Annotated in this window: 16 protein-coding genes; 9 read left to right on the forward strand and 7 right to left on the reverse strand. The window is 70.4% G+C overall.

What is annotated here, in order from left to right:
• Positions 1-49 precede the first annotated feature (49 nt).
• Entirely contained in the window at positions 50-4,195 is a 4,146-nt protein-coding gene (gene pglW, locus ACQUFX_RS01220) for a BREX system serine/threonine kinase PglW (protein WP_428964187.1), read from the forward strand.
• Here the strand turns inward: pglW and ACQUFX_RS01225 are convergent, their stop codons facing one another.
• Complete coding sequence (locus tag ACQUFX_RS01225; RefSeq protein WP_428964188.1) at positions 4,196-4,384, reverse strand: type II toxin-antitoxin system VapB family antitoxin; 189 nt, start codon at positions 4,382-4,384, stop codon at positions 4,196-4,198.
• Positions 4,385-4,524: 140 nt separating this feature from the next.
• Between ACQUFX_RS01225 and ACQUFX_RS01230 the strand changes: the two genes are divergently transcribed.
• From ACQUFX_RS01230 to pglX, 4 genes are read left to right on the forward strand one after another with little or no spacing between them, the layout of a single operon-like run.
• Positions 4,525-5,862, forward strand: coding sequence for a DUF3696 domain-containing protein (locus tag ACQUFX_RS01230; protein WP_428964190.1), 1,338 nt, complete (start codon positions 4,525-4,527; stop codon positions 5,860-5,862).
• Positions 5,852-6,736, forward strand: coding sequence for a hypothetical protein (locus ACQUFX_RS01235; RefSeq protein ID WP_428964191.1), 885 nt, complete (start codon positions 5,852-5,854; stop codon positions 6,734-6,736). Before ACQUFX_RS01230 ends, ACQUFX_RS01235 begins: the two co-directional genes overlap by 11 nt.
• Positions 6,737-6,749: 13 nt before the next feature.
• Positions 6,750-8,456 carry a DUF262 domain-containing protein gene (locus ACQUFX_RS01240; protein WP_428964193.1) on the forward strand — a complete coding sequence of 569 codons (1,707 nt, stop codon included), beginning with the start codon at positions 6,750-6,752 and terminating at the stop codon, positions 8,454-8,456.
• Positions 8,457-8,490: 34 nt separating this feature from the next.
• Positions 8,491-12,033 carry a BREX-2 system adenine-specific DNA-methyltransferase PglX gene (gene pglX / locus ACQUFX_RS01245; RefSeq protein ID WP_428964195.1) on the forward strand — a complete coding sequence of 1,181 codons (3,543 nt, stop codon included), beginning with the start codon at positions 8,491-8,493 and terminating at the stop codon, positions 12,031-12,033.
• A gap of 106 nt (positions 12,034-12,139) precedes the next feature.
• On the opposite strand, the gene ACQUFX_RS01250 is transcribed toward pglX, so the two are convergent.
• The 6 genes from ACQUFX_RS01250 to ACQUFX_RS01275 form a co-directional block, all read right to left on the reverse strand.
• Positions 12,140-12,595 (reverse strand): hypothetical protein, encoded by a 456-nt coding sequence (locus tag ACQUFX_RS01250; protein WP_428964196.1) that lies wholly within the window; start codon positions 12,593-12,595, stop codon positions 12,140-12,142.
• Between the two features lie 14 nt (positions 12,596-12,609).
• A complete protein-coding gene (locus ACQUFX_RS01255; protein ID WP_428964198.1) occupies positions 12,610-13,263 on the reverse strand; it encodes a hypothetical protein in 654 nt (217 codons plus the stop codon).
• A complete protein-coding gene (locus tag ACQUFX_RS01260; protein WP_428964199.1) occupies positions 13,260-13,898 on the reverse strand; it encodes a hypothetical protein in 639 nt (212 codons plus the stop codon). The genes ACQUFX_RS01255 and ACQUFX_RS01260 overlap by 4 nt, the downstream gene beginning before the upstream one ends.
• Before the next feature lie 19 nt (positions 13,899-13,917).
• Positions 13,918-14,202, reverse strand: coding sequence for a hypothetical protein (locus ACQUFX_RS01265; protein WP_428964201.1), 285 nt, complete (start codon positions 14,200-14,202; stop codon positions 13,918-13,920).
• 290 nt (positions 14,203-14,492) lie between these two features.
• Positions 14,493-14,684 (reverse strand): DUF397 domain-containing protein, encoded by a 192-nt coding sequence (locus ACQUFX_RS01270; protein WP_428964202.1) that lies wholly within the window; start codon positions 14,682-14,684, stop codon positions 14,493-14,495.
• Complete coding sequence (locus ACQUFX_RS01275; RefSeq protein WP_428966820.1) at positions 14,677-15,555, reverse strand: helix-turn-helix domain-containing protein; 879 nt, start codon at positions 15,553-15,555, stop codon at positions 14,677-14,679. The genes ACQUFX_RS01270 and ACQUFX_RS01275 overlap by 8 nt, the downstream gene beginning before the upstream one ends.
• A 365-nt stretch (positions 15,556-15,920) precedes the next feature.
• Between ACQUFX_RS01275 and ACQUFX_RS01280 the strand changes: the two genes are divergently transcribed.
• From ACQUFX_RS01280 to ACQUFX_RS01295, 4 genes are all read left to right on the forward strand, one after another.
• Entirely contained in the window at positions 15,921-16,235 is a 315-nt protein-coding gene (locus ACQUFX_RS01280) for a DivIVA domain-containing protein (RefSeq protein WP_428964204.1), read from the forward strand.
• Positions 16,232-16,486 carry a hypothetical protein gene (locus ACQUFX_RS01285; protein WP_428964206.1) on the forward strand — a complete coding sequence of 85 codons (255 nt, stop codon included), beginning with the start codon at positions 16,232-16,234 and terminating at the stop codon, positions 16,484-16,486. Before ACQUFX_RS01280 ends, ACQUFX_RS01285 begins: the two co-directional genes overlap by 4 nt.
• Entirely contained in the window at positions 16,483-18,519 is a 2,037-nt protein-coding gene (locus ACQUFX_RS01290; protein ID WP_428964207.1) for a hypothetical protein, read from the forward strand. The genes ACQUFX_RS01285 and ACQUFX_RS01290 overlap by 4 nt, the downstream gene beginning before the upstream one ends.
• Positions 18,520-18,622: 103 nt before the next feature.
• Positions 18,623-22,477 carry a phage resistance protein gene (locus ACQUFX_RS01295; RefSeq protein ID WP_428964208.1) on the forward strand — a complete coding sequence of 1,285 codons (3,855 nt, stop codon included), beginning with the start codon at positions 18,623-18,625 and terminating at the stop codon, positions 22,475-22,477.
• Positions 22,478-22,590: the final 113 nt, after the last annotated feature.

Raw genomic sequence — 22,590 nt, forward strand, 5'->3', positions numbered from 1 at the left:
CAGGTAAGGTGCGGTGGCTGGGCCGGACAGCGGGTGGAGGGAGCGGCCGGTGCGTGAGGACTCGCCGCGCTGGAAGCAGATCAACGCCAGTGCCTACCCGTGGGAGCAGGACGGGCTGCGGGAACTGGCCAGCTACCTGCCGGACGCCGACCCGTACCACGTCTGGGCGAACGTCGAGTTCGTCGGGACCGACGGCTCGATCAACGAGGTCGACGCCCTGGTGCTCACCCCGAGCGGCCTGTGGGTCTTGGAGCTGAAGCACTGGCACGGGGAGATCCGGGGCGACGGCGCACAGTGGGTGCGCCGGGCACCGAACAGCCGGCTCATCCCGGAGGACAACCCGTACGTCCTGGCCAACCGGAAGGCCAAGCGGCTGGCCAGCGTGATCCGCTACTACGCCCGGCAGCAGGGCCGGCAGGACGACACCCCGTACGTCGGTGCTGCCGTGTTCCTGCACGCCCGGGGGATGCGGGCGGACCTCGACGCGCTCGGTGGCCAGCACGTCTACGGTCTCGACGGGCACGACAGCGGCCTGCCCAGCCTGAAGACCTTCCTGACGGCTGCGCCGCGCAACCCGGCGCATCTGGTGGGGGAGGAACGGGGCCGGCAGATCGTGGAGCTGGTCCGGGGCGCGAAGATCAAGCCGTCGGTGGCGGACCGTAAGGTCGGCCAGCTCCTGGTGCATCCGAAGCCGTTCGCCGAGGGGCTGGGCTGGCAGGACTTCCTCGCCGGCCACACCCTGGACACGTCGTTGGTCCGGCGGGTGCGGTTCTATCTGACCAGCCGGGCGGCCGAGCACGAGGTGCCGAGCATCCGCAAGGCGGCGGAGCGGGAGTTCCGCCTGTTGCAGGGCATCCACCACCCCGGGGTGGCCCAGGCACACGACCTGGTCGAGCACGCCTGGGGGCCGGCGGTCGTCTTCGAACACCAGGAGGAGTGGGTACGCCTGGACCAGTGGCTGCTCCGCCGGGGTGACACCCTGACCCTGGCCCAGCGGCTGAGCCTGGTGCAGGAACTCGCCGAGATCATCCACTACGCGCACTCCCGGCGACTGGTCCACCGGGCCCTGTCACCCCGGGCGATCTTCGTGAAGGACCCGGACGGGTCGGCGCCCACGCTGGTCGTGACGGACTGGCAGACCGGGGGCCGGATTCCGGTCACCAGCCTGACCCGGCTCGGCCCCTCCAGCGACCCCGCCAGCCTGGAGCTGTTCTTCGACGACGAGGTACGCCGCTACCAGGCCCCGGAGGCGGAGAACGCCGCCCGGCTGCCGGGGCACCAGCTCGACGTCTTCTCCCTCGGTGCGCTGGCGTACCGGATCTTCGCCGGGCGGGCTCCGGCGGCCACCAGGGAGGAGCTGGTCAACGAGGTCCGGGACAGCGGTCTACGGCTCGACGCCGCCGTCGACGGCATGCCGGACACCCTGGTCACGCTGGTCTACGACGCGAGCCGGGGGGATCCGGCGCAGCGCCTGTCGGGGGCGTCGGCCTTCCGGTCGGGCCTGGAGAAGGTGTGGGAGGAGTTGACCGCCCCGGATCCGGAGCCGGTGGTCGATCCCCTCTCCGCCCACCGGGGGGACCTGCTCGACGGCGGGTTGACGGTCAAGGACCGGCTCGGTTCCGGGGCCACCGCCGTCGCCCTCCTGGTGACCCGCGAGGGGGACAGCCGTGACCTGGTGCTCAAGGTGGCCCGGGACGAGCAGCACGAGGAACGGCTGACCGCGGAGGCCCGTACCCTCGGGGGTTTGAAACACCACCAGGTGGCCGCGCTGGTCGACGGCCCGGTGCGGGTCGGTGGCCGGACCGCCCTGCTGATGGAGAGCGCCGGGCCGCGGACCCTCGCCGAGGAGCTGCGCGGTGGCCGGCTCGCCCTGGACCTGCTGGAACGGTACGGGCGGGATCTGCTCGACATCGTCAACTACCTGGATGGGCAGGGGGTCTGGCACCGGGACCTGAAGCCGGCCAACCTGGCGGCCCGCCCCCGGCCGAAGGACAAGCAGCAGCACCTCTGCGTCTTCGACTTCTCCCTCTCCGCCACCCCGGCGGACCAGATCGCGGCGGGGACCGTCGGCTACCTGGATCCCTTCCTGGGGCCGCCGCGCCGGCTGCGCTACGACGCGGCGGCGGAACGCTTCGCCGCCGCCGTCGTCCTGTACGAGATGGCCACCGGCAGCCTGCCCCGGTGGGGCGACAACGCCAACCCGGCGGCGATCAGCGGCGAGGTGACCCTCGACCCGGCGGTCTTCGACGCGGCGGTCGCCGACCGGCTGGTGGAGTTCTTCCGGCGGGCCCTGGCCCGGGACGCGGCGGCCCGGTTCGACACCGTCGACGAGATGACCGACACCTGGCGGGCCATCTTCCAGCAGGTGCCACAGCCGGCGGTCACCCCGGTCGGGCCGGTGCCGCCGGTGGTGGGGGTGACGGTCGAGTCGCCGCTCACGGCCACCGACCTGACGGCCCGGGCCCGCTCGGCCCTGGAACGGCTCGGCCTGCACACGGTCGGCGAGCTGCTGGATGCCGAACCGTCCGCGTTGACCCGGGCCAAGGGGGTGCCGGACGCCACCCGTAAGGAGATCCTGGCGCAGGCGCGGGCGTTGCGGGCGATGCTGGTCGTCGAGGACGGCGGGCCGGCCCCGGTCGACGACCAGCCGCAGGGGCAGGGCGTCGAGAAGCTCTGCGCGAGCCTGCTGCCCGCCCCCAGCTCACGCCACCACCGGACGATCGCCGTCCTGCTCGGGCAGGCCCCGACCGCTGAGGGTCGGTTCCTGTCGTGGCCGGCGCAGACCGATGCGGCCAAGGCCACCGACCGGTCCCAGCCGCAGATCTCCAAACTGCTCGCCACCTGGTCGAAGACGTGGCTGGCCAACCCGGGGGTGACGGCGGTCCGCGACGAGATCGTCGCCCTGCTCGACACCCGGGGCGCGGTCATGTCGGCCGAGGAGCTGGCCCGGGCGCTGATCGCGGTCCGGGGTTCGTACACCTCCGGTCCGAAGCGGCTGCCGCAGGCGATCGGCCTGGTCCGCGCCGCCGTCGAGGCCGAGCTGAGCACCGGCGGCGACTCCCGGGTGGACCTGTACCGCTGCCGGCCCTCGGGGGTGGTCCTGGTCGGCCGGGAGCCGGACGACCCGACCGCCGAGTTCACCGCCGCCGACTTCCTCGGGTACGTGGTGGAGCTGGGTAACCGGGCCACCGAGCTGGCCGGTGCCGATCCGTTGCCCAGCCCGCAACGGGTGGTCGAGGAGCTGCGCCGGCTGGAGCCGCCCGAGGGGATGCCGACGCTGCCGGACCTGCGACTGGTGCAGCTCGCGGCGGTCGGCTCCAACGACCGGGTGGACCTCAACGCGCAGGGGCAGCTCTACCCGGTGGACATGCCGGCGAAGCGGGCTCTGGAGCTGTCGATCGGCACCCTGACCGGCCACAAGCTCAGCCCGACCCGGATCCAGGAGCGGGTGCAGGGCCGCTTCCCCCGGGCGCAGTCGATCCCCGGCCGGACGGCCCTCGACGACCTGCTCAGGGAAGTCAAGGTTCCGCTGACCTGGCACGTGGACGACCGGGTGTACGTCCCGGTGATCGCCGAGACCGCGGCCACGGCCACGGCCACCCGGATGTCCACCTGGACGCCTACCCCGCACGCACCGCTGCTCCGCCGATCCGCCGCCGACGAGGTGGCCGCCCGGCTCGCCGACACCGTGGACCGCAACGGTTTCCTCACGGTGCTCGCCCCGTGGCATCGACTGGTCGAGTCCCGGCGGGCCCTGCTGGCCCGGTTCCCGCTGACCGAGGTGGACGTCACGGCGATCCTGTTGGACCGGCTGCGCGCGCAGGGCCTGCCCTGGGATCTCATCGTGGCGGCGGACAACGGCCAACCGCTGGACCCCGACTTCCGGAGCCTGGTGGACCTGGTCCGCCACCACGTGGTCCCGGCGGTCGACGCGGCGATCACCGCCGCCGACGGGCCGGTGCTGATCACCGAGGCGGCCCCGCTGGCCCGCTACGGTCAGCTCGAACTCGTCGGAGAGCTCGCCGACCCGACCCGCCCCCGCCCGGCGGCCCGACTGCTGCTGGTCCCGGCCCGCCGGGTGAACCCGGTGGTCCTGGACGGGGTCCAACTGCCCCTGACCTCCCCGGCCAGCCAGTCCCTCTGGCTCGCCGCCCCCTGGATCGACGAGCCCCGGACGCACGTCGGGGCCACGTGATCAGTCGACGTGGCCGGTCAGGTCGGGTAGCCCTCCGCTCTTGAGCCAGTCGGCGAACTGCCGTCGCTTCTCCCGGTCGACGACATTCTTGAGGGCGGCGTTCACGGTGGCCTTCTTGGTCGTGGTACCCAGGATTCTGCCCGCTTCGGCGAGCAGTTCGTCATCGACGTCCAGGACCGTCCGGCTCACGGTTCGCTCCTCCGGTAGGCGGCACCCGGTCCCTGATCTCAAAGTCGCCCCAGATTGATATCACGGCCGCAGGTCGCGTACGGCGGTCTACCCACTCGCAGGGTCCACAAAGGATCACCGGCTGTGGTAGGACTCTAGGAATGCCCCTCAGCAAGATCGTGTTGGAGAACTACCGGTGTTTCCGGGAGCGGCAGGAGATCGAGCTGGCCCCGGTGACGGTGGTCCTCGGCAAGAACAACTCCGGCAAGAGCGTCCTGACCCGGGCGCCGTTGGTCATCGCGACCGGCTTCGACACGACGAGCACCGCGCCTCTCGACCTGGACCGCCTCGGGCCGGAGATGGTCGACGACTTTCGTGAGCTCTTCCACGACCACCTGACCGGTCGCCCCATCAAGCTGGGCCTGACGGTCGAGGGCGGAGCCCGGCGCTTCGCCCTCGAAGCCGCCATCCAGTACGTCGACAGTCTCAACAGCGCGGTGGTGTCGAGCCTGGACCTCATCTCCCCGGAGTTGAACGCGCTGTTCCTCTCGACCCGGCTGACCGGGACCGAGCAGTACGACACCCCGGACATCGACGGCATCTCCCCGACGCCGCAGGCCCGCATCAGCGCGGGAGAGAGCCTGGAATACGGCATCGAGGTGATCAGCCGGAAAATGAAGAGACAACGGTTGACCCGACGGGTGGGCTTCCGGGGGCTGCTGCCGGACCTGACCACCGTGCCGGAACTCGAGAAGTTCGGTGCGCCCGAGCTGAGCCCGGGGCCGGTCCGCTACCTGAGCCCCTACCGGGAGCGGGTCGCACGGCACCACCGGTTGCCGATGGGCACCCCGAGGGAGTTGGGTGTGCAGGGGGAGGGGACGGCGGGGATTCTCGCCGACGATGCCAGGCGGGCCGGTGGGGCGCTCGTCGACCGGGTCAACGAGTTGTTGGCCGACATCGTGCCGGGCTGGCGGATCGAGGAGATCCCTGCCGGGCCGCTCTGGTCGACCGTGTTGACCCGAGGCGGCAGCGACGTGCGGGTCAACCTGGCCGACGCGGGCACCGGGCTGGCCCAGATGCTGCCGATCCTGGTGCAGTGCGCCCTGGACGAGTTGCGCGGCAAGCCGCTGCGGGCACCGTTGCAGATCATCGAGGAACCGGAGATGCACCTGCACCCGGCGGCGCACGCCGAACTGGCCGACCTCTACCTGAACACCTCCCGGACGACGAGGACCCGGTTCCTCATCGAGACGCACAGCGAGACCCTGCTGCTGCGGCTACGGCGACGGATCGCCGAGACCGACAACGACATCACCGCCGACATGGTGAAGGTCTACGTCGTGGAGCAGCAGGACGGCGCCTCGACCGTGCGAAACGTCGACATCGACGAGCTGGGCAACCTCGACGACAGCTGGCCGGACGGCTACTTCTCGCAGGACTACCTGGAGGTCAAGGCGCTCGCGGCGGCGCAGATGGAGCGGCTCGACGATGCTTCTTGACATCCAGGTGGAGGTCTTCGACGGGCCCGATCACTCGCCGCTGATCCAGATTCTCACCCTCGTCGCGAAGGACCGACACGAGTGGCGGCCCAGCCCGGCGGCGGCGGTCCGGGCGACCTCGTTCGTGGCGAGCCTGGACAAGGCCAGCCTCAGGGTGCCGGTGCTGAAGCTCTGGGCGCAGAAGGAGGCCGAGGCGGCCGCCGATCGGGGCCGATCAAAGGCGGCTGCGCCTGCGACGGGTCGTCCGGTCGTCCGCATCACCCCGGAGACGGTTACGGCGATGGCCGAGGACCTCGGCAAGCCCGCGGTGCTGGTGGTGGAGAACCGGATCGGTGACGGCGGATTCGTCCGGGCGGTGGCCGCGGCGCTGCAGGATGAGCGGGTGGTGCGTGCCCTCCGGAAGCGGTGGCTGAAGTTCTGTCACGCCGGGGGCACCGGACAGATGGCGGAGCTCGCGGTCGACGAGTGCGGGGACTTCAATCTCGTGGTCCGGGTCGCGATGCTCATCGACAGTGATCGGAACAGCCCGGGACAGCCGAGCGGCAACGAGAGGAAGGTCGACCGGGCCCGCGCCGGTGGGGTCTCCCACGTCCACATGTTCACGTGGCGGATGGTGGAGAACTACGTGCCGTACCGGGTGTGGGAACGGCACTTCGCCACGACGAAGGCTGACAAGATCAGGGAGCTGCGGAGCTGGCCGCCCGCGACCCGGGGGTACCGGCATCTGAAGACCCACTTCGTGGGGGACCGGAAGATGCCCTCGCCGCTCATGCCGGAGGGGATGCGGCTCACCGAGGCCGACTTCGACGAGTTGGGGCCGGGAGTGGTAACCGAGCTGCGGCAGGTGCTCGCCATGATCCACATGATTCTGTAGGACACTGGCAGCCATGTTGAGCGACCGGGGCGAGAGCCGGCTCGATTCCACCATCCTGCACCTGGACGATGTCCTGGACGACATCGCCGAGGGCAGGATTCAGATCCCCGTCTTCCAGCGGCCGTTCGTCTGGCGGCCGGAGCAGATGCTGGAGCTCTTCGACAGCATCGAGCGCGGCTACCCCATCGGGAGCGTCCTGGTGTGGGAGACCAGGCAGCCGATCGAGTCGCTGCCCAGCGTCGGTGACGTGCAGGTGCCGCCGGCACCGGCCGGCCAGATGGTGTCCTACGTGCTCGACGGGCACCAGCGGCTCTCCACCCTCTTCGGGGTGCTGCGCCGGCTGGGTCGCCCGCCGCGCGCCGACGACCAACGGGAGTGGAAGTGGCGGGTCTACCGCGACCTGACGCCGAAGTCCGACACCGAGCGCTACCGCCACCACCGGGCCGCAGGCGAACCACCGCCCCCGGCACCGGACCACTACCTGCCGATACGGGTGGTGGGCAGCACGTTCGACTTCCTCAACTTCAGCCGTACGCTCGAACTGCGGGTGGGGCCGGCGCGGGCGGAACGTCTGGTCCGGGAGGCGGACCGGGTCGCCCAGCGGATCCGCAGCTACAAGCTCAACCTCATCCGGCTTCAGGGCGGCAACCTGGACCAGGCGGTCGACGTCTACACCCGGCTGAATCGCAAGGGTGTCCGGATGGACGCCGACCAGATGGTGTCGGCGTTGACCCACCGGCAGGACAAGCCGACCCTGGCCAGCCGGATCGACGAGATCGTGGAGTCGGTGGCCAGCACCGGGTTCGGGGAGCTGCCGAGACTGGCCCTGTTCCGGGTGGTGCTGGCGTTGGCCGGCGAGCAGGACGTGATGACCCCGAGATGGGAGGCGGTTGCCCGGCGGCTGCAGGACCACCTCGTCGACGCGGTGCCCGACGCCAGCCTGGCGGTCCACCGTACCGTCGACTTCCTCAGGTGGGCAGGGCTGCCGCTGGCCCAACTGCTGCCGTACGCGCACCAGCTCGTGGTGCTGGCCAAGTTCTTCCACCACTGTCCCGAGCCGAGCGAGGAGCAGCGGTACGAGCTGCGGCGCTGGTTCTGGGTGACCGCCTGGGCGGGGTCCTTCGCCGGAGCCACCTCGACCACCCTGCGCACGAAACTGCGCGAGATGCAGGACTTCGCCGAGAAGGGCACGACGCTGCCGCTCGACCTGGCCGACGTCCAGCCCATGCCGGACACCTTCAATCTGAACAGTGCCCGGACCCTGGCCTACGTGGCGTGGGAGATCGGGGAGTTCCCCAAGCGGCGGAACATCCTGGGGCGCGAGTTCGACGTAACCCAGCAGATCGCCGCCGGTGCGACCCAGGCCTACCGGCCGGTGGTCGCGGTCAAGGACATCCAGTCCAAGCCGGCGAACCGGCTGGTCCTGCCGACCGTACCGGGGATGAGCCTGTTGAAGTCGTTGCTCGAGCTACAGGTCGTCGGTGGGCTGCCGAACGACGGCTCCTTCAGTGTGCTCACCTCGGACGGGGCGAAACGAGTCCTGGCCAGTCACGGCATTCCGGAGCGGGCGTGGTCGGGGCTGCGGCAGTCCCGACCTGAGGTGTTCGTGGAGGAGCGGACCCGGCTGCTGGAGGAACGGATGCGGGCGTTCGCGGCCGGCATCGGGATCCCGCTCGGGGACCGCCTCGAAGGTGTGGCCGACGACGACTCGACGGAGTAGTGGTGGCGGGCACGACAGGCCATAGAATCTGGCGGTGCCGACGGTGAGAGAGCTCCAGGAACAGGCCAAGAAGCTCGTGGAGGACCTGAAAAGGGGCATCCTCGGCAAACTTGTCGACGACCTGCGGGTGCAGGTCGCAGGGGATGCGACGCTGCGGGCGGAGCTGCTCCAAGAGCACCGGGACGCGCAGGCGGCCGAGCGGGTCGGGGCCAGCTTCGAGACCTGGCTGGAGGACGTGCTCGACCAGGCGGCGGTGGCCTGGGTGCTCGGCTGTGTCTTCGTCCGGTTCTGCGAGGACAACGACCTGCTCACCGGAAAGCTGTGGATCGGCGGGGCCGAACCGGCGGCCCCGGCCGAGCAGGCGATGCAGCACCGGCAGGCGTACCTGATCGCCAACCCCCGGCACAACGACCGGCACTGGCTGCGGGAGGCCTTCGGCTACCTGGGCGAGCTGCGGGCCACCGCCAAGATCTTCGACCGGCACAACCCGCTGTGGCGGTTCGACCTCTCCGGCCCGGCGGCCGAGGAGCTCAGCGACTTCTTCCGCCGGGGCCCCGGCCAGCTGTCGCTGCGCCGCGACGACCTGGACACCCGCTTCCTCGGCGACCTCTACCAGGACCTGTCGACGCACGCGAAGAAGACGTACGCGCTGTTGCAGACGCCTGAGTTCGTGGAGGAGTTCATCCTCGACCGGACCTTCGAGCCGGCGGTGAAGGAGTTCGGCCTCAGCGAGACCAGCGTCATCGACCCGACCTGCGGCTCCGGCCACTTCCTGCTCGGGGCCTTCGGCCGGCTGTTCGACAAGTGGCGGGACCGGGAGCCCGCCACCGACGCCAAGATCCTTGCCGAACGGGCGCTCGGCCAGGTCACCGGGGTGGACATCAACGCCTTCGCGGTCGCCATCGCCCGGTTCCGGCTGCTGATCGCCGCCATGAAGGTCACCAACACCCGCACACTCGAACGCACCCCGGCCTGGCCCATCCGGGTCGCCACCGGCGACTCCCTGCTCCCCTGGGACAAGTACCGCTCCCGCGCCCAGGGCGATCTGTTCGCCGAGATGGAGGGCAGGGAGATCTTCGCGTACGACAGCGAGGACGCGGACCTGCTCGCGGAGTACCTGGCGGAGAACCAGTACACGGTGGTGGTCGGCAACCCGCCCTACATCACCGTCGCCGACGGCACCCGCAGCAAGCTCTACCGCAGCATCTACCCGACGGTCTGCCACCGTCAGTACGCCCTGACGGTGCCGTTCGCCAAGCGCTTCTTCGACCTGGCCAAGTGGTCCGACGAGCACGGCGAGGGGGCCGGTCACGTCGGCCAGATCACCGGCAACGCCTTCATGAAGCGCGAGTTCGGCAAGAAGCTCATCGAGGACTACTTCGCCCACGAGGTCGAGCTGACCGAGGTCATCGACACCTCCGGCGCCTACATCCCCGGCCACGGCACCCCCACCGTCATCCTCATCGGCCGCCCCAACAAACGCCGCCGCTCACCGGTCATCCGCACCGTCCTTGGTATTCGAGGCGAGCCGGAGACGCCAGAAAACCCGGCTGACGGCTACGTCTGGAACGCCATCGTCAACCAGGTCGACGGCCAAGCTTCCGAGTCTGAGTGGGTAACGGTTGCTGAGCTGGCACGCACGAGGATGCAGGTGCACCCGTGGACCCTTAAGGGGGGAGGTGCAACCGAGCTTACCCGTTTACTCGAATCGGGTGGACGAATTCGTTCTCTCTTATTAAGGGTTGGCTTCTTCGGGGACACCCATTCTGATGAGGCGTTTACGCTACCAGCTCGCGGGCCGCTTGCGAGGCGTGCAGAGGGGCTGCTGGGGCGTTTTTCAAGTCGCGGCGACCAAGTAAGGGACTGGGCGGCGATCGAGTCGGATATTGCGGTCTTTCCGTACGATGAATCGAAGAATGTTCTGGCATCTAGAGCCCTTCCCGGCGGTTTTGTTCAGCATTTCTGGCCACTCCGAACTGATCTTTGGTCGCGTGGAACCTTTGGTGGTGGAACCTACAGGAGTTCTGGGCGCGAGTGGTGGGAGTGGCATCAGCTTCCGAAAGACATTGGCGCTCATCCGTGGTCAATTTCGTTTGCATTTGTGGCTACGCATAATCATTTTGTGTTGGATCGGGGTGGGAAGGTCTTCAACCGGTCGGCGCCGGTGATCAAGTTGGCGGAGGGGGCGACGGAGGACGATCACCTGCGGCTGCTCGGGGTGTTGAACAGCTCGACCGCCTGCTTCTGGCTCAAGCAGGTCAGCCAGAGTAAAGCCGGCAGTGGTATCGGGCGTGGGATCCAGCCTGAGGCATGGATGGATCGGTGGGAGTTCACCGGGACCAAGTTGGAAGAGTTTCCGTTGCCGTCGGCGTACCCGGTGGGGCGGGCTCGGGAGCTTGATGGGCTGGCGCAGCGGTTGGCGGGCTTGACCCCGGCGGCGGTGGCCGCCTCGGGGGTGCCGACCCGGCAGCGGCTTGCGGAGGCCGAGCGGGAGTACCACTCGGTGCGGGCGCGGATGATCGCGGTGCAGGAGGAGTTGGACTGGGAGGTCTACCGGCTGTACGGGCTGATCGACGAGGACCTGACCTGCGCCGACCCGCCGGAGCTGGCGTTGGGGGAGCGGACCTTCGAGATCGTGCTGCACACCAGTGGGGCGCAGGCCGAGTGGTTCACCCGGCACGGGTCGAAGCCGATCGACCGGCCGAAGGCGGAGTGGCCGGCGGAGTACCGGACGCTGGTGGAGAAGCGGCTCGCCGCCATCGCCGACAACCAGCACATCAAGCTGATCGAGCGGCCGGAGTGCAAGCGGCGGTGGTCCACCGACGGGTGGGCGAAGATGCAGAAGGAAGCCCTGCGGGACTGGCTGCTGGACCGGTTGGAGGCTCCGGAGCTGTGGGGTGGGCCGCCGACGCCGCTGTCGGTGGCGCAGCTCGCCGACCGGGTCGCCGGTGACCAGGACTTCCGCGCGGTGCTGGAGCTGTACGTCGGGCACGACACCTACGACCTGACCCGGGAGCTGCGGGAGCTGGTCGCCACCGAGCACGTGCCGTACCTGCCGGTGCAGCGGTACAAGCCGGGGGGGCTGCGCAAGCGGGCCCAGTGGGAGCGGACCTGGGAGTTGCAGCGCCGGGAGGACGCGGGGGAGACCGTCGAGATCCCGGTACCGGCGAAGTACACCTCGGCGGACTTCATTCGCCCGTCGTACTGGAAGGCGCGCGGGAAGCTGGACGTGCCGAAGGAACGGTTCATCTCGTACCCGGAGGCGGGGCGGGACACCGACGGCACGGAACTGCTCGGCTGGGCCGGGTGGGACCACGTGGCCCAGGCCCAGGCGCTGGCCACTGTCTATCTTGACCGGCGAAACCAGGAGGCGTGGCCAGCACACCGCCTGCTGCCGCTGCTCGCCGGCCTGGCCGAGATCGAGCCCTGGCTGCACCAGTGGCACACCGAGGAGCGACCGGAGTACATGGGATCGCCCGCCGATTTCTTTACGATGTTCATCGACACCGAGGTGCGGCAGCTCAGCTCCGACCGGACGGCCCTGTCACTGCTCAGGGGAGTGCCGGAACTGCCCTGAAGGTGCCCTGACCTCAGTCCGGATGGACGGGTGGAAGCAGCCGCATGATCGGCCTAGGACACGGCCGAGCGCTTCGGCGTCGAAGTCGCCCGGGTGCAGGTCGTCGTCAGATGTCGGCGACCATCAGGAACCCGTAGTTGCCAGGACCGACCGACCGGTCGAGGGTCCGCCTGACGCGGTCGGGGTTGTCGGAGGGACCCTGCACGAAGTGGGGACGACCCTCCCAACCGAAGGTGATCCGGCCGGGTGGTTGCCACGGCCCCAGGTGGGCCGCCGCCGAGTAGTAGTCCGGGTGCGGTTCGAAGCCCAGACCCCGGGCGTACGCGACGGAACCGTGGACGAGCTCCTCAATCAGGCTGATGGGGGCGGGCATCGGCGGACGGGAGTACGCCCCGAAGAACTCGTCGATGAAGGGGGACACGTCCGGACCCGCCAGCGTGATCGCAGGCAGGGCGTTCTTCGCCCCGAGACAGTAGGTGTCGAGCAGGAAGCCGACCAGGCTGATCCGCTCGCCCTCCTGCCGGGCCACCACGATGGCGGTCAGCCCGGCGGTGTCAAACACCTCGGCCGGACGGGTCAGATCGCGGCTCGGTAGGCGGCCAGGCCGTCGGCGCAGCCGGTGAGTTCGCCGACCGAGTCGAGCACGTGACCGCGTGCGTCTTCCAGCCGGGCGTCCAGGGTGAGGACGATCTCGGGTCGGCCGCCGGCGAGTACGGCGTTGAGGGCGTTCTGGGCGTCCCACATGGCGTTGTGGATCTCGACGAGCTGCTTCGAGGCTGCGTTGAGCTGCTTCACGACCGCGTCCAATCCGCCGATAACCTGCCCGACGATGCTGACCGGGGCTCGGGAGCGCGCAACGGACGCCACGGTGCCGGGAGATCCGGCACTCCCCCCACTCGCATGACGCCAGCTTCGGGCCGCCCCGGCCCCCGTGGACGAGGTAGTCGCGGCCCGTTGCTCCCGCCGCTCCCGGATGTGGTCGAGGGACGCGGCGATGAAACCCTTGCCGACGCTGCCGAGCGCTCCACCGACGATCGCGCCGGTGATCACCGAGGCCGACGGGGGCAGGCCGGCCTTGCTGCCGAAGAGGCCCGCCAGGGCTCCGAGCGCGGCTCCGGCCTGTTGCACGAGGTTCCCACCACCCTCCTTCGCAGTCTCGAAGCCGATCCGTCGGACGTAGGCGCGCTCCGGCCTTTCCCCGGCTCGGTACTGCCGACGACGCCAGCTCATTGAAGGACGGGATCGAGGAAGCCGCATCCCGTGGCGATGATGAGCGGAAGGTGGTTCGCGACCTCGGTGGCAACTTCGGCAGGGGTCATGCCGAGTGGCTCCTCGTCCTCCATCAGTTCTTCCTGGTCGGCTGCGGCGTAGTAGACGCAGGCCTCCCACAGGCTGGGGCTCTGGAACGAGAATGACCAGAGACCGTAGACGCTGTTGGGGACAGCCAGGATGGGTTGGTTGGCGAGCCCTACCCGATGAAGGTGGGGTGCCTCGGCGGTGGAGCCGAGGCCCTGGCCGAGGGGTAGGAGCTTGTGGCGGCGGAAGATGGGTTCGAGGTTGCCGTCGGTGTCGAACTCGACGAGGAGGCCGCGTTCGATGAGTCCGTCGACCAGGGTGGTGGCCTGGGGCTCCGGCTTGGGGGCGGTCTCCAGGAGCCGGATCAGGGATTCCCGGTTGACCTGGAGCTTGGCGTGCCGTTCGGCGTCAACGAAGGCGGCGGCCCAGACGGCGGCCTCGGTCTCGGTCAGCTCAACCAGGTCGTCGCCGAGGTGGATCTCGTAGCACTCGGGGATGGGGTCCGGGGGGCGCACGTAGCGGAAGCGCGGGCCCATCGACAGGCCGGCCGGGACGATGACGCGGGGCATGGGGAGCCTTTCCGGGGGATCAGAAGCCGCTGGAGTACCGCTGGGTGGCCTCGACGGCACCCAGCGCGAGCTGGGATGCCTCGCCAAGTTTGGCTCTGACCTGCTCCATCCGGGCGATGGCTTCGCCGACGGCGGGGTGGCCCGTGCCGGCGGTGACCGCGCGGAGCATGGAGAGGCTCTGTTCCAGCGAGTCGTGGATCGCGCGAAGCTGGGCCACGTTCTGTTGGGTCTCCTGGCCGAACCGGTTGATCCCGGCCTTGACCTCCTCGATCGACGCCACGGCGACGGCTCCTCCCCAGACCATGAGCGTTACCGTGCGACCGTACCGGATCATGCACGCTGAGTCAGCCCCAGTCGCCTGTCGGACAGTGTGCGTGCACGGGCGCTTCAGGATCGGAGGGCTGTGAAAGCGACCGGTGGCCCGACGGTGGCGACAACGGCCGGGCCGGGTGCGGCGCTCGACCCCGCCCGGCCCGGCCTTGTGCACGCCGACGTCGCACGTTCTTCGCTCTCACCGACGTGCCGAGCCCTGCCCCGTCTATGGGGGCAGTTCGAAAGCCGGGAGGTCGGGCAGGGCTCTCGTCGGTACTCCGCTCAGTCGTGCTGCTTGACACCTTCGACGAACCGGGACCACGCCGCCGGCCCGAAGGTGAGGATCGGGCCGGTGGGGTCCTTGCTGTCGCGCAGGCCGACGACGCCAGGCAGGTTGTCGGCGACCTCGACGCAGTCGCCACCGTTGTTGCTGCGGCTCGACTTGCGCCAGATGGCACCGGTCAGGTCAGGCACGGGAGTACTCCTCTGCGACATCGTGAATGAGCTTCTTCGAACGGGATTCGTCGAGGGCGCGGTCCGCCAGGTCGGACCAGATGCTGTCGTAGGCGGCGGTCTCGTGAGGTTTGTCGAGGTAGATGGCACCGGTTGCGGCCTCCAGGTATGCCACCGGCGGCTCTGCCTCCTTGCCGTTGCTGTCCTCGGGGAACTCCATGATCGAGAAGGCACCCGCCATCGCTCCGGCGTGTAGCCCGGCAGAAAAGTCCAGCACCCGGACCGTCACGTTCGGTAGCTCTGCTGCCTTCAAGATCTGGTGGAGTTGTTCCACCATGATCGTGGCGCTACCGGCTGGGCGGCGCAATACTGCTTCGTTCAGGATCACGCTCAGTTGCGGAGCGCCGAAGCGGGTGAGCAGGCCCTGTCGCTCGATCCGAAGTTGGATGGCACGTTCTCGCTCTTCGTGATCTGCCGCGTTGACCGAACCTCCGGGCATTTCGAAGACCTGGGCCGCGTAGGCGCGAGTCTGGAGCAGGCCTGGCACCAGTTCAGGTTGGTACTTGCGGATTTTCGTGGCTGATGCTTCCAGACCGATGTAGAGCTGAAACCAGCGCGGTAGGCCCGAGCCGACGTAGTCGTGCCACCAGTTCTTGTTCTCCCGCGTGGCTGCGGCCATCGCCAAGACCAGCTCGGTGTCGTCATCCGATGCGCCGTACAGATTGAGCATCTCCTTGACGTCCGCTGCTCGGAAGCGGACGTTCTCTGCGCCGTTCTCGATCCGGTACAGGGTGGCCCGAGCGCGATCGAGCGCTTCGGCTGCCTGTTCCATGGTCAGTCCGGCCGCCTTGCGCAGGGCTTCGAGCTTCCTGCCGAGTTGTCGCCGAAGCATTGTAGATCCGGTCACGGACTGTGACACCGCCTGCCTCCGTTGTTTCGACCATGGTGGACGTGTCTCGTCTAATTAAAACCACTTCGTGTATCAGAATCAATAGACACGTCACGCTGAGTTCTATAGCGATGCGAATCTCCGAGAGAGTGGCGATTGTTAGACGTTGCATTTAAGGGTCGCTGATGCTTGACTGCGTTCGCGGCCACTGTGGATATGCGCAGGTCAGAGCCGTGTGGAGCCCTGCTGTCGTACTGCTGGTCGTGGCTGCGGTGGTAGGTGCCGGGGTGGGGCCGTCGGTTCGCGGCGGGCCGACGGACCCATCCCTCCCGACAGGTCAGTACCGACGGTGAGAGGCGGGTCCGGTCATGCCCTTTCTTCTTCAACTCAGGCGTCGCCAACTGCCGGTTCGGCAGCAGCCCACCTGCTACCGATCGGCGGCGTACCGGCCGTTGTCGCCCGGCCAGGTGCGGCAGCGGCGGTTCGGCTCGACCTCGGTGGGGCGGCGTGGGCTCGACCCGGCCGAGGTGTACGCGTTCCTCGACCGGATCGCCGGGGAGCTGTCCGCCGCGTACGACGCCCTGGCCCGCAGCCGGGAGGAGGCCGACCGGGTCAGGGCCGCCCTGCGGCGGTGGCAGTCCGAGCAGTTCCAGGCCCGCAGCGAGGGGCGGTGGCAGGGATGAGCGGGCGGTGGGTCATCCACCTGCCGGTGGGTGCGCCGGACCTGGCCGCCGCGCAGCGGATCGCCCGGGTGATCGCCCGGTGGGCCCGGATCCTGCCGCAGGTCGACCCGGGGGAGCTGACCGTCTCGGCCGAGGACGGCCAGGGCGTACGCCATCGGGTCTTCTGTGACCGGTTGCTGCCCGGCGGCCGGCGGTGCCAGCTCCGGGCCGACCACGACGGTGACTGCGCGGGCCGGATGGTGCTGCGGTGACCGGCGCGCCCACGGTGACCTGCCCGGACTGTTCCGGGCTGAGCTACACGATCACGCGGTGCGAGTGCGTCGGCGGCGGAGACCAGCTCGTCGTGGACGGGGCGGCCTACCGGGGCGAGCCCTACCGGGACTGCCGGCTGTGCCGGGGCGACGGCAGCGTGGTGCGGCCGTGCGTCTGGTGCGGGCGGACCGGGACACGCCGGGCGGAACTGGTGGTGTCGGTGGTGAACGTGGACACCGGGGCCGCCGCCTCCGAGCGGATCCGACCCGGCCGGATCACCGCGCGGTGCGACCCCGACGGTGCCTGGACGATGCCGATGCGCCCGGTCGTGGACCGGCTCGCCGCCCGGGTCGGTGCCCTCGACCTCCACCCGGCCTCGGTGGCCGGCGCGGAGCCGGACGGCCCGCTGGTGTGGCTGCCCCGTGACTGGCGGCCGGACCTGCCGGACGAGCAGCGGAAACGGATCGAGGCCACGGCGTTGGTCCGGGGCGACCACTCGCCGTGGCGGGTGCTCCTCGGCCGCAGCACCCCGGCGGCAGGTGCGCCGGAACCCGGCCGGCACCTGGGCTGGCTCTGCCGGGTGGCGAACCTGCTCCACCTCGACCTGGTGGTCGAGGCCCGGGAGCAGCACGGCCAGGTCGGCTGGGACGTCCGGTTCGAGATGCCCGGCGGGGTGGTGCCGGTCGACCCCGGCCAGTACGGGACGGACCTGGCCGCCGCCGTCCGCGCCAGCACCGTCGGCACGGCGACGGCCCGGCTCGCCGAGGCCGGGCTGACCGCCCCGGCGTACACGGTCCGCTCCTCGCTGGGGGTGCTGCCCGCACCCGAGGTCGTCGACCTGGCCGAGCTGGACCGGTGGATCCGGGTGGACCTCGCTGGTGGGCCGGGTGCGCAGGCGATCTGGCGCAACGGCCGGTGGTGGCACACCCCGTTGCGCGCGGGCACCCCGGTCGAGGAGCTGCACGAGTGGGACACCGGGCAGATCGTCCGGTTCGTCACGCCCCGCCTGCTGCGGGCCACCGAGCCGCCGGAACCGGCCTGGTGGGGTGCCCCGGTCCGGCACCGGCAGTGCCCGGACTGCCGGCCCGACAGCCGGCTGCGTCGGTGCCCCTGTCGGCGCGGGGACGCCGACCCGGACCGGGACTGTCCGCGCTGCTCCGGGGCGGGGATGGCCCCCGGCTGGGGGAACTGCGCCACCTGCGGGGACAGCCGCCGCCTCCCCTCGGCGCTGACGGTGACCGTCACCGACCTGACCCGCGCCGCCCACCGGCTGTGGCGGCCCGCCGCCGGTGAGCCGGTGACCCACGTCGGCACCAACCCCGACGGCACCCCGGTCCTCCAAGTGGGCGAGGACCGTCGGGTCGGCGGCCTCGCCGCCGCCTTCGGGGTGGCGGCGGAGCACCTGACCCGGCTCGACGACGGGCACCCCCTCAGCCAGAGCCTGCTCGACGGCACGGTCAGCGGCGTCGGGCCGGAAGAGGACCCGGCGGTCCGCCACGTCGAACAGGCCGCCCGGGGGTTGCCCGGGGCCCGGCTCGTGGTGCTGGCCCAGCCACCGGCGGCCCCACCGGTGACCGACCTGATCCGGGCCGGGACCGGGCTCGACCTCGCCGTCACGGTCGTCGCCTGCGACCACCGGCTCGACGACGCCGACCCGAACCGGCTGCACGGGAGGCGCTGGCGGGTCGACGTGACCGCCCCGGTGGTCCCGCCCGACCTGAGCCCACCCTGGTGGCCAAGCCTGGAGGCAGCCGTCGCGGACCGCCTCGCCCACCTCGGTACGGCGCTGCGGGAGTCGGTGCCGGCCGCCCCCAACCGCCCGTTGCCGGCTCCCACGACCCTCGGGCCGGTGGACGTCGGAGACCCGACAGCGGCACTGCGCCGGCTGGCCCGCCGGCACGCCGGACTGGTCGTCGCCGCCCGCCTCGAACGGAAGGGCTGCCAGTTCTGGCTGGCCGGGTCGACCGGGCCACGGGCGTTGACCCCGCCGGTGCCCCTGACGACCGCGGTGAGCACCCTCCGGCTCGACTGACGCCTGCTCGTCGCCCCGCTGTCCACGCCAGGTAGGCACTAAGATGCGGCGGGTCGCCGGTCGACCTCCGGCGGCCCGGGAAGCGGCTGAGTTGAGGAGCGGTATGACCCTGCTGCGCGACGTGATCGACATTCCGACCTCGGTCGGGGACGGCGACTTCGTGGTCAAGGCCGCCGAGGGCGCCGACCTGCGTCGCTATGTCGTCACCGACCAGCTCCGGGAGAGCTTCGCCGCCGCGCTCGGCAGCATCGGTCACGCCGTGACCACCGGGCGCTCCCAGGCGGTCTTCCTGCACGGCTCGTTCGGCTCCGGCAAGTCACACTTCATGGCGGTGCTGCGGGAGATCCTCCAGCACAACCCGCACGCCCGCCAGATCCGGGGCCTGGCCGAGCCGGTCCTCGCCGCCGATCCCTGGCTGCGGGACCGCAGGCTGCTCACCCTCACCTTCCACATGCTCGACGCCCGGTCGGTGGAGCAGGCGATCCTGGAGGGCTACCTCAACCAGGTCACCGTGCTGCACCCGGAGGCGCCCCGGCCCGCCGTGCACCGCTCCGACGCGCTCCTCGACGACGCGGCCCGGCTGCGGGCCCGGATGGGGGACGAGGCGTTCTTCGCCGCGCTGCACGACGGGGGCGGCGCGGCGGCCGGCGGGGGGCTCGCCGCCGCGCGGGCCCGGGCCGCCGGCTGGACCCCGCAGCGCTACGCCGCAGCCGCGGCGGACCCGCCCGGCACGGCCGAACGGGACCTGCTGGTCACCTCGCTGACCAGCAGCTTCTTCACCGGGGCGGTGCGCAGCGGAGAGTACCTCGACCTGGACACCGGCCTCGCCGTGATCACCCGGCACGCCACGTCCCTCGGGTACGACGGGTTGGTGCTCTTCCTCGACGAGCTGATCCTCTGGCTCTCCACCCGGATCAGCGACCACACCTTCGTCAACACCGAGGGCGCGAAGCTCAACAAGCTCGTCGAGTCCGCCGACGCCACCCGTCCGCTGCCGCTGATCTCCTTCGTGGCCCGGCAGCGCAACCTGGAGGACTTCCTCGGCCCCCAGGTCGGCGGCACCGAGCGGGAGGCCCTGGCGCACCTGATGCGCAGCCTGCAGGGCCGCTTCGGCGAGATCGTCCTCGCCGACACCAACCTGCCCGAGATCGCCGAGGGGCGGCTGCTCAAGCCGGCCACGGAGACGGGCAAGGCGATCATCGACAACGCCTTCGCGGCGGTGCGGGGCAACCGGGAGGTGTGGGACACCCTGCTGCTCGGCGCGCAGTACGGTGACGCCGGAATCGGCTCCGACGCCGCCGCCTTCCGCAAGCTCTACCCCTTCTCCCCGGCCCTGGTCGCCACCCTGGTCGCGCTCTCCCAGGCGTTGCAGCGGGAACGGACCGCGCTGAAAGTGATGACCGAGCTGCTCGTGCAGCGTCGGGACACCCTGCGGGTCAACGACCTGATCGGGGTGGCCGCGCTCTTCGAACCGCTGGTGCTGCGCGGCGAGCTGCCGGACCGGCCCAAGCTCAAGCAGCTCTTCCAGTCCGCCCGGACCCTCTACACCCAGAAGCTGCGCCCGATCCTGCTCAACCTCAACGGCATCACCGAGGAACAGGCGACCGGGCACCAGCAGTTCGAGCTCGACGACAAGCTGATCAAGACGGTGCTGCTCGGTGCCCTGGTCCCCGAGGTGCCGGCGCTGCACAACCTCACCGCCACCAAGCTGCACGCGCTGAACTTCGGCTCGATCACCGCCCCGATCCCCGGATACGAGCGCACCATCGTGCTCAACCGGCTCGGTCGGGTCGCCGACGCCGCCGGTGAACTGCACCTGACCAAGACCCCCGACCCGGTGATCAGCCTCACCCTGCACACCGTCGACTACGACAAGTTGCTCGACCTGGTGCCCGATCGGGAGACCACCACCACCGGGGTGCGCCAGCAGCTCATCCGGGAACTGGTCACCGCCGAGATGGGGATCGTCGGCGGCGAGGGGCAGCTCGGCGAGCTGCTCTACTCCCGGCCCTGGCGGGGACGCGCGCACACCGTCCAGGTCAAGTTCGGCAACGTCCGCGACGCCGACACCATGCCGGCCGACGCGCTGATCGCCACCGGGGATACCTGGCGGGTGATCATCGACTATCCGTTCGACCCGGAGGGGTTCGAGCGCAGCGCCGACCGGGCCCGGATCGAGAGCCTGGAACGCGGCTCCCGGACCCTCTTCTGGCTGCCCTTCTATCTCACCGACGACCTGATGACGAAGGTCGGCCAGCTTTCCAAGATCAATTATCTGCTCGGCAACGGCACCGGTGACCGGCTCAACTCACTCGCCGCCGACTGGCCGCTGACCGACCGGCAACAGGGCCGGGTCTACCTCCAACAACGCCAGAGCCAGCTCCGGGGCACCCTGATCAGCGCGCTCATGCAGGCGTACGGCTCGGCCACCTCCTCCGGCACGGACGTCCAGGACGACAGCATCGGGGTCTTCCACACCCTCGCCGAGGGACTGCACCCCGGCGACCCCCGTGGCGGCACCCTCGCCGAGGCCTTCACCAACCTCACCGGGGAACTCCTCGCCTGGTCCTACCCGGGCCGCCCGGCCATGCCCGACGACGAGAAGCCCGTCACCCGCAGCGAGCTGACGAAGGTCCTCGAGTACGCCCGCAGGGCGGTCGCCGACCCGGCCCGGGGAATCAGCGTGCCCACCGCCGCCGACCAGCGCATCCTGCGCCGGATCTGCAACAACCTGGGCCTCGGTGAACTGAACGACGGCCGGTACGTGCTGACCACCTCCACCTCCCGGTGGACGCGGCACTTCCTCCAGGCCGCCGCCAACGAGGGCTACACCGAGCACTTCCCGGTACGCCTGCTGCGCCGGCTCATCGACGAGCCGGCCCCCTTCGGCTTCGACCGTGACCTGCAGAACCTCATCATCCTCCTGTTCGGGCTCGACCAGCAGCTCGCCTGGTACCAGCACGGCGGCAAGATCGAGGTGACCAACCCGGCCGGTGTCCGCGACGAGCTGGAGCTGCGACACCCGCCGATGCCCGACGAGCAGGCATGGGCGGACGCGGTCCGCCGGGGATCGGCGATCTTCGGCACGGTGCTGCCCACGTGGCGTACCCCGGCCAACCTCCCCGAACTGGCAAAGACCCTGCGCGAGGCGGCCCGCGAGCGCAAACTGTCGACCATCACCCTGGTGGACGCCCTGACCCGGCACGCCGACGTGCTCGGCCTGAAGCTCGACGAGCCGACCGGCCGGCTCGCCAGCGCCCGGCGGACCGCTCGACTCGTCACCGACGTCGCCGGCGAGACCGACGACGTGGTGCTGGTCGAGACCGTCGCCCAGGCCGACCTCGGCGACCTCGACGACGAGGCCGTCGGCGTGATCGTCGGTCAGGCCGCAGACCTCAACAAGGCACTGGCGGGAACCCACCAGTGGGCGCTGCTGCAGGGGATCGTCGCCCGGGCCGACCGCGACGAGCGGGCCCGGGCGATCCTCGAACGGCTTCGCGAGGTGGCCCGACACGAACAGCACGGCCAGGACCTGGTCCCCGCCCTGCACCAGGCGGCCGGCGAGTCGGCCGCGCTCCTCGCCGCCGAACGGCCGACGCCGCCCACCCCGCCCCATCCGCCGGCCGACCCGCCGGGTCACGGCACCCCAGGTGGAACCTCAGGGGCGGACTCCTCGGGTGCGGGCTCCTCGGGTGGGGCGGCCGTCCCCGGGAGGCGTCTCCCGGTCGACGGTGGCGTGGTTCAGGTGCCCGACGGAGATACCGCGGGCTCGGGCGAGCCCGGTGCCGGTTCGGTTGCCACTGGTGCCGGCCCGGGGACGTCCGGGGCCGGCACCGCCACCGTCGTCGCCCAGCATCGGACGGTCGTCGACGCCGCGCAGTGGCGAGAGGTCGCCGCCGAGATCAGCGCCGAGATCGAGGCGGGCCGGCAGATCGTGATCAGTTGGGAGCTGCGGTGACCAGCGACCACAGCCAGATCGTGGAAGCGGACGTGCCAGCCACATTCCCCAGGCGGGAGATCTTGGAAGATTCCGGCCCTCATAGGGGCCATTCCGTTCCAAGGTCTCTCAGG

The sequence above is a fragment of the Micromonospora fluostatini genome (assembly GCF_050410825.1).
In the GTDB taxonomy this organism is placed as follows: domain Bacteria; phylum Actinomycetota; class Actinomycetes; order Mycobacteriales; family Micromonosporaceae; genus Micromonospora; species Micromonospora rosaria.

Bases quoted from the DNA above. Each gene is read 5' to 3' on its own strand.
- ACQUFX_RS01230 (WP_428964190.1), top strand. From the start codon at position 4,525: ATGCCCCTCAGCAAGATCGTGTTGGAGAACTACCGGTGTTTCCGGGAG.
- ACQUFX_RS01235 (WP_428964191.1), top strand. From the start codon at position 5,852: ATGCTTCTTGACATCCAGGTGGAGGTCTTCGACGGGCCCGATCACTCG.
- ACQUFX_RS01240 (WP_428964193.1), top strand. From the start codon at position 6,750: ATGTTGAGCGACCGGGGCGAGAGCCGGCTCGATTCCACCATCCTGCAC.
- ACQUFX_RS01255 (WP_428964198.1), bottom strand. From the start codon at position 13,263: ATGAGCTGGCGTCGTCGGCAGTACCGAGCCGGGGAAAGGCCGGAGCGC.
- ACQUFX_RS01260 (WP_428964199.1), bottom strand. From the start codon at position 13,898: ATGCCCCGCGTCATCGTCCCGGCCGGCCTGTCGATGGGCCCGCGCTTC.
- ACQUFX_RS01265 (WP_428964201.1), bottom strand. From the start codon at position 14,202: ATGGTCTGGGGAGGAGCCGTCGCCGTGGCGTCGATCGAGGAGGTCAAG.
- ACQUFX_RS01275 (WP_428966820.1), bottom strand. From the start codon at position 15,555: ATGCTTCGGCGACAACTCGGCAGGAAGCTCGAAGCCCTGCGCAAGGCG.
- ACQUFX_RS01280 (WP_428964204.1), top strand. From the start codon at position 15,921: ATGCCCTTTCTTCTTCAACTCAGGCGTCGCCAACTGCCGGTTCGGCAG.
- ACQUFX_RS01285 (WP_428964206.1), top strand. From the start codon at position 16,232: ATGAGCGGGCGGTGGGTCATCCACCTGCCGGTGGGTGCGCCGGACCTG.
- ACQUFX_RS01295 (WP_428964208.1), top strand. From the start codon at position 18,623: ATGACCCTGCTGCGCGACGTGATCGACATTCCGACCTCGGTCGGGGAC.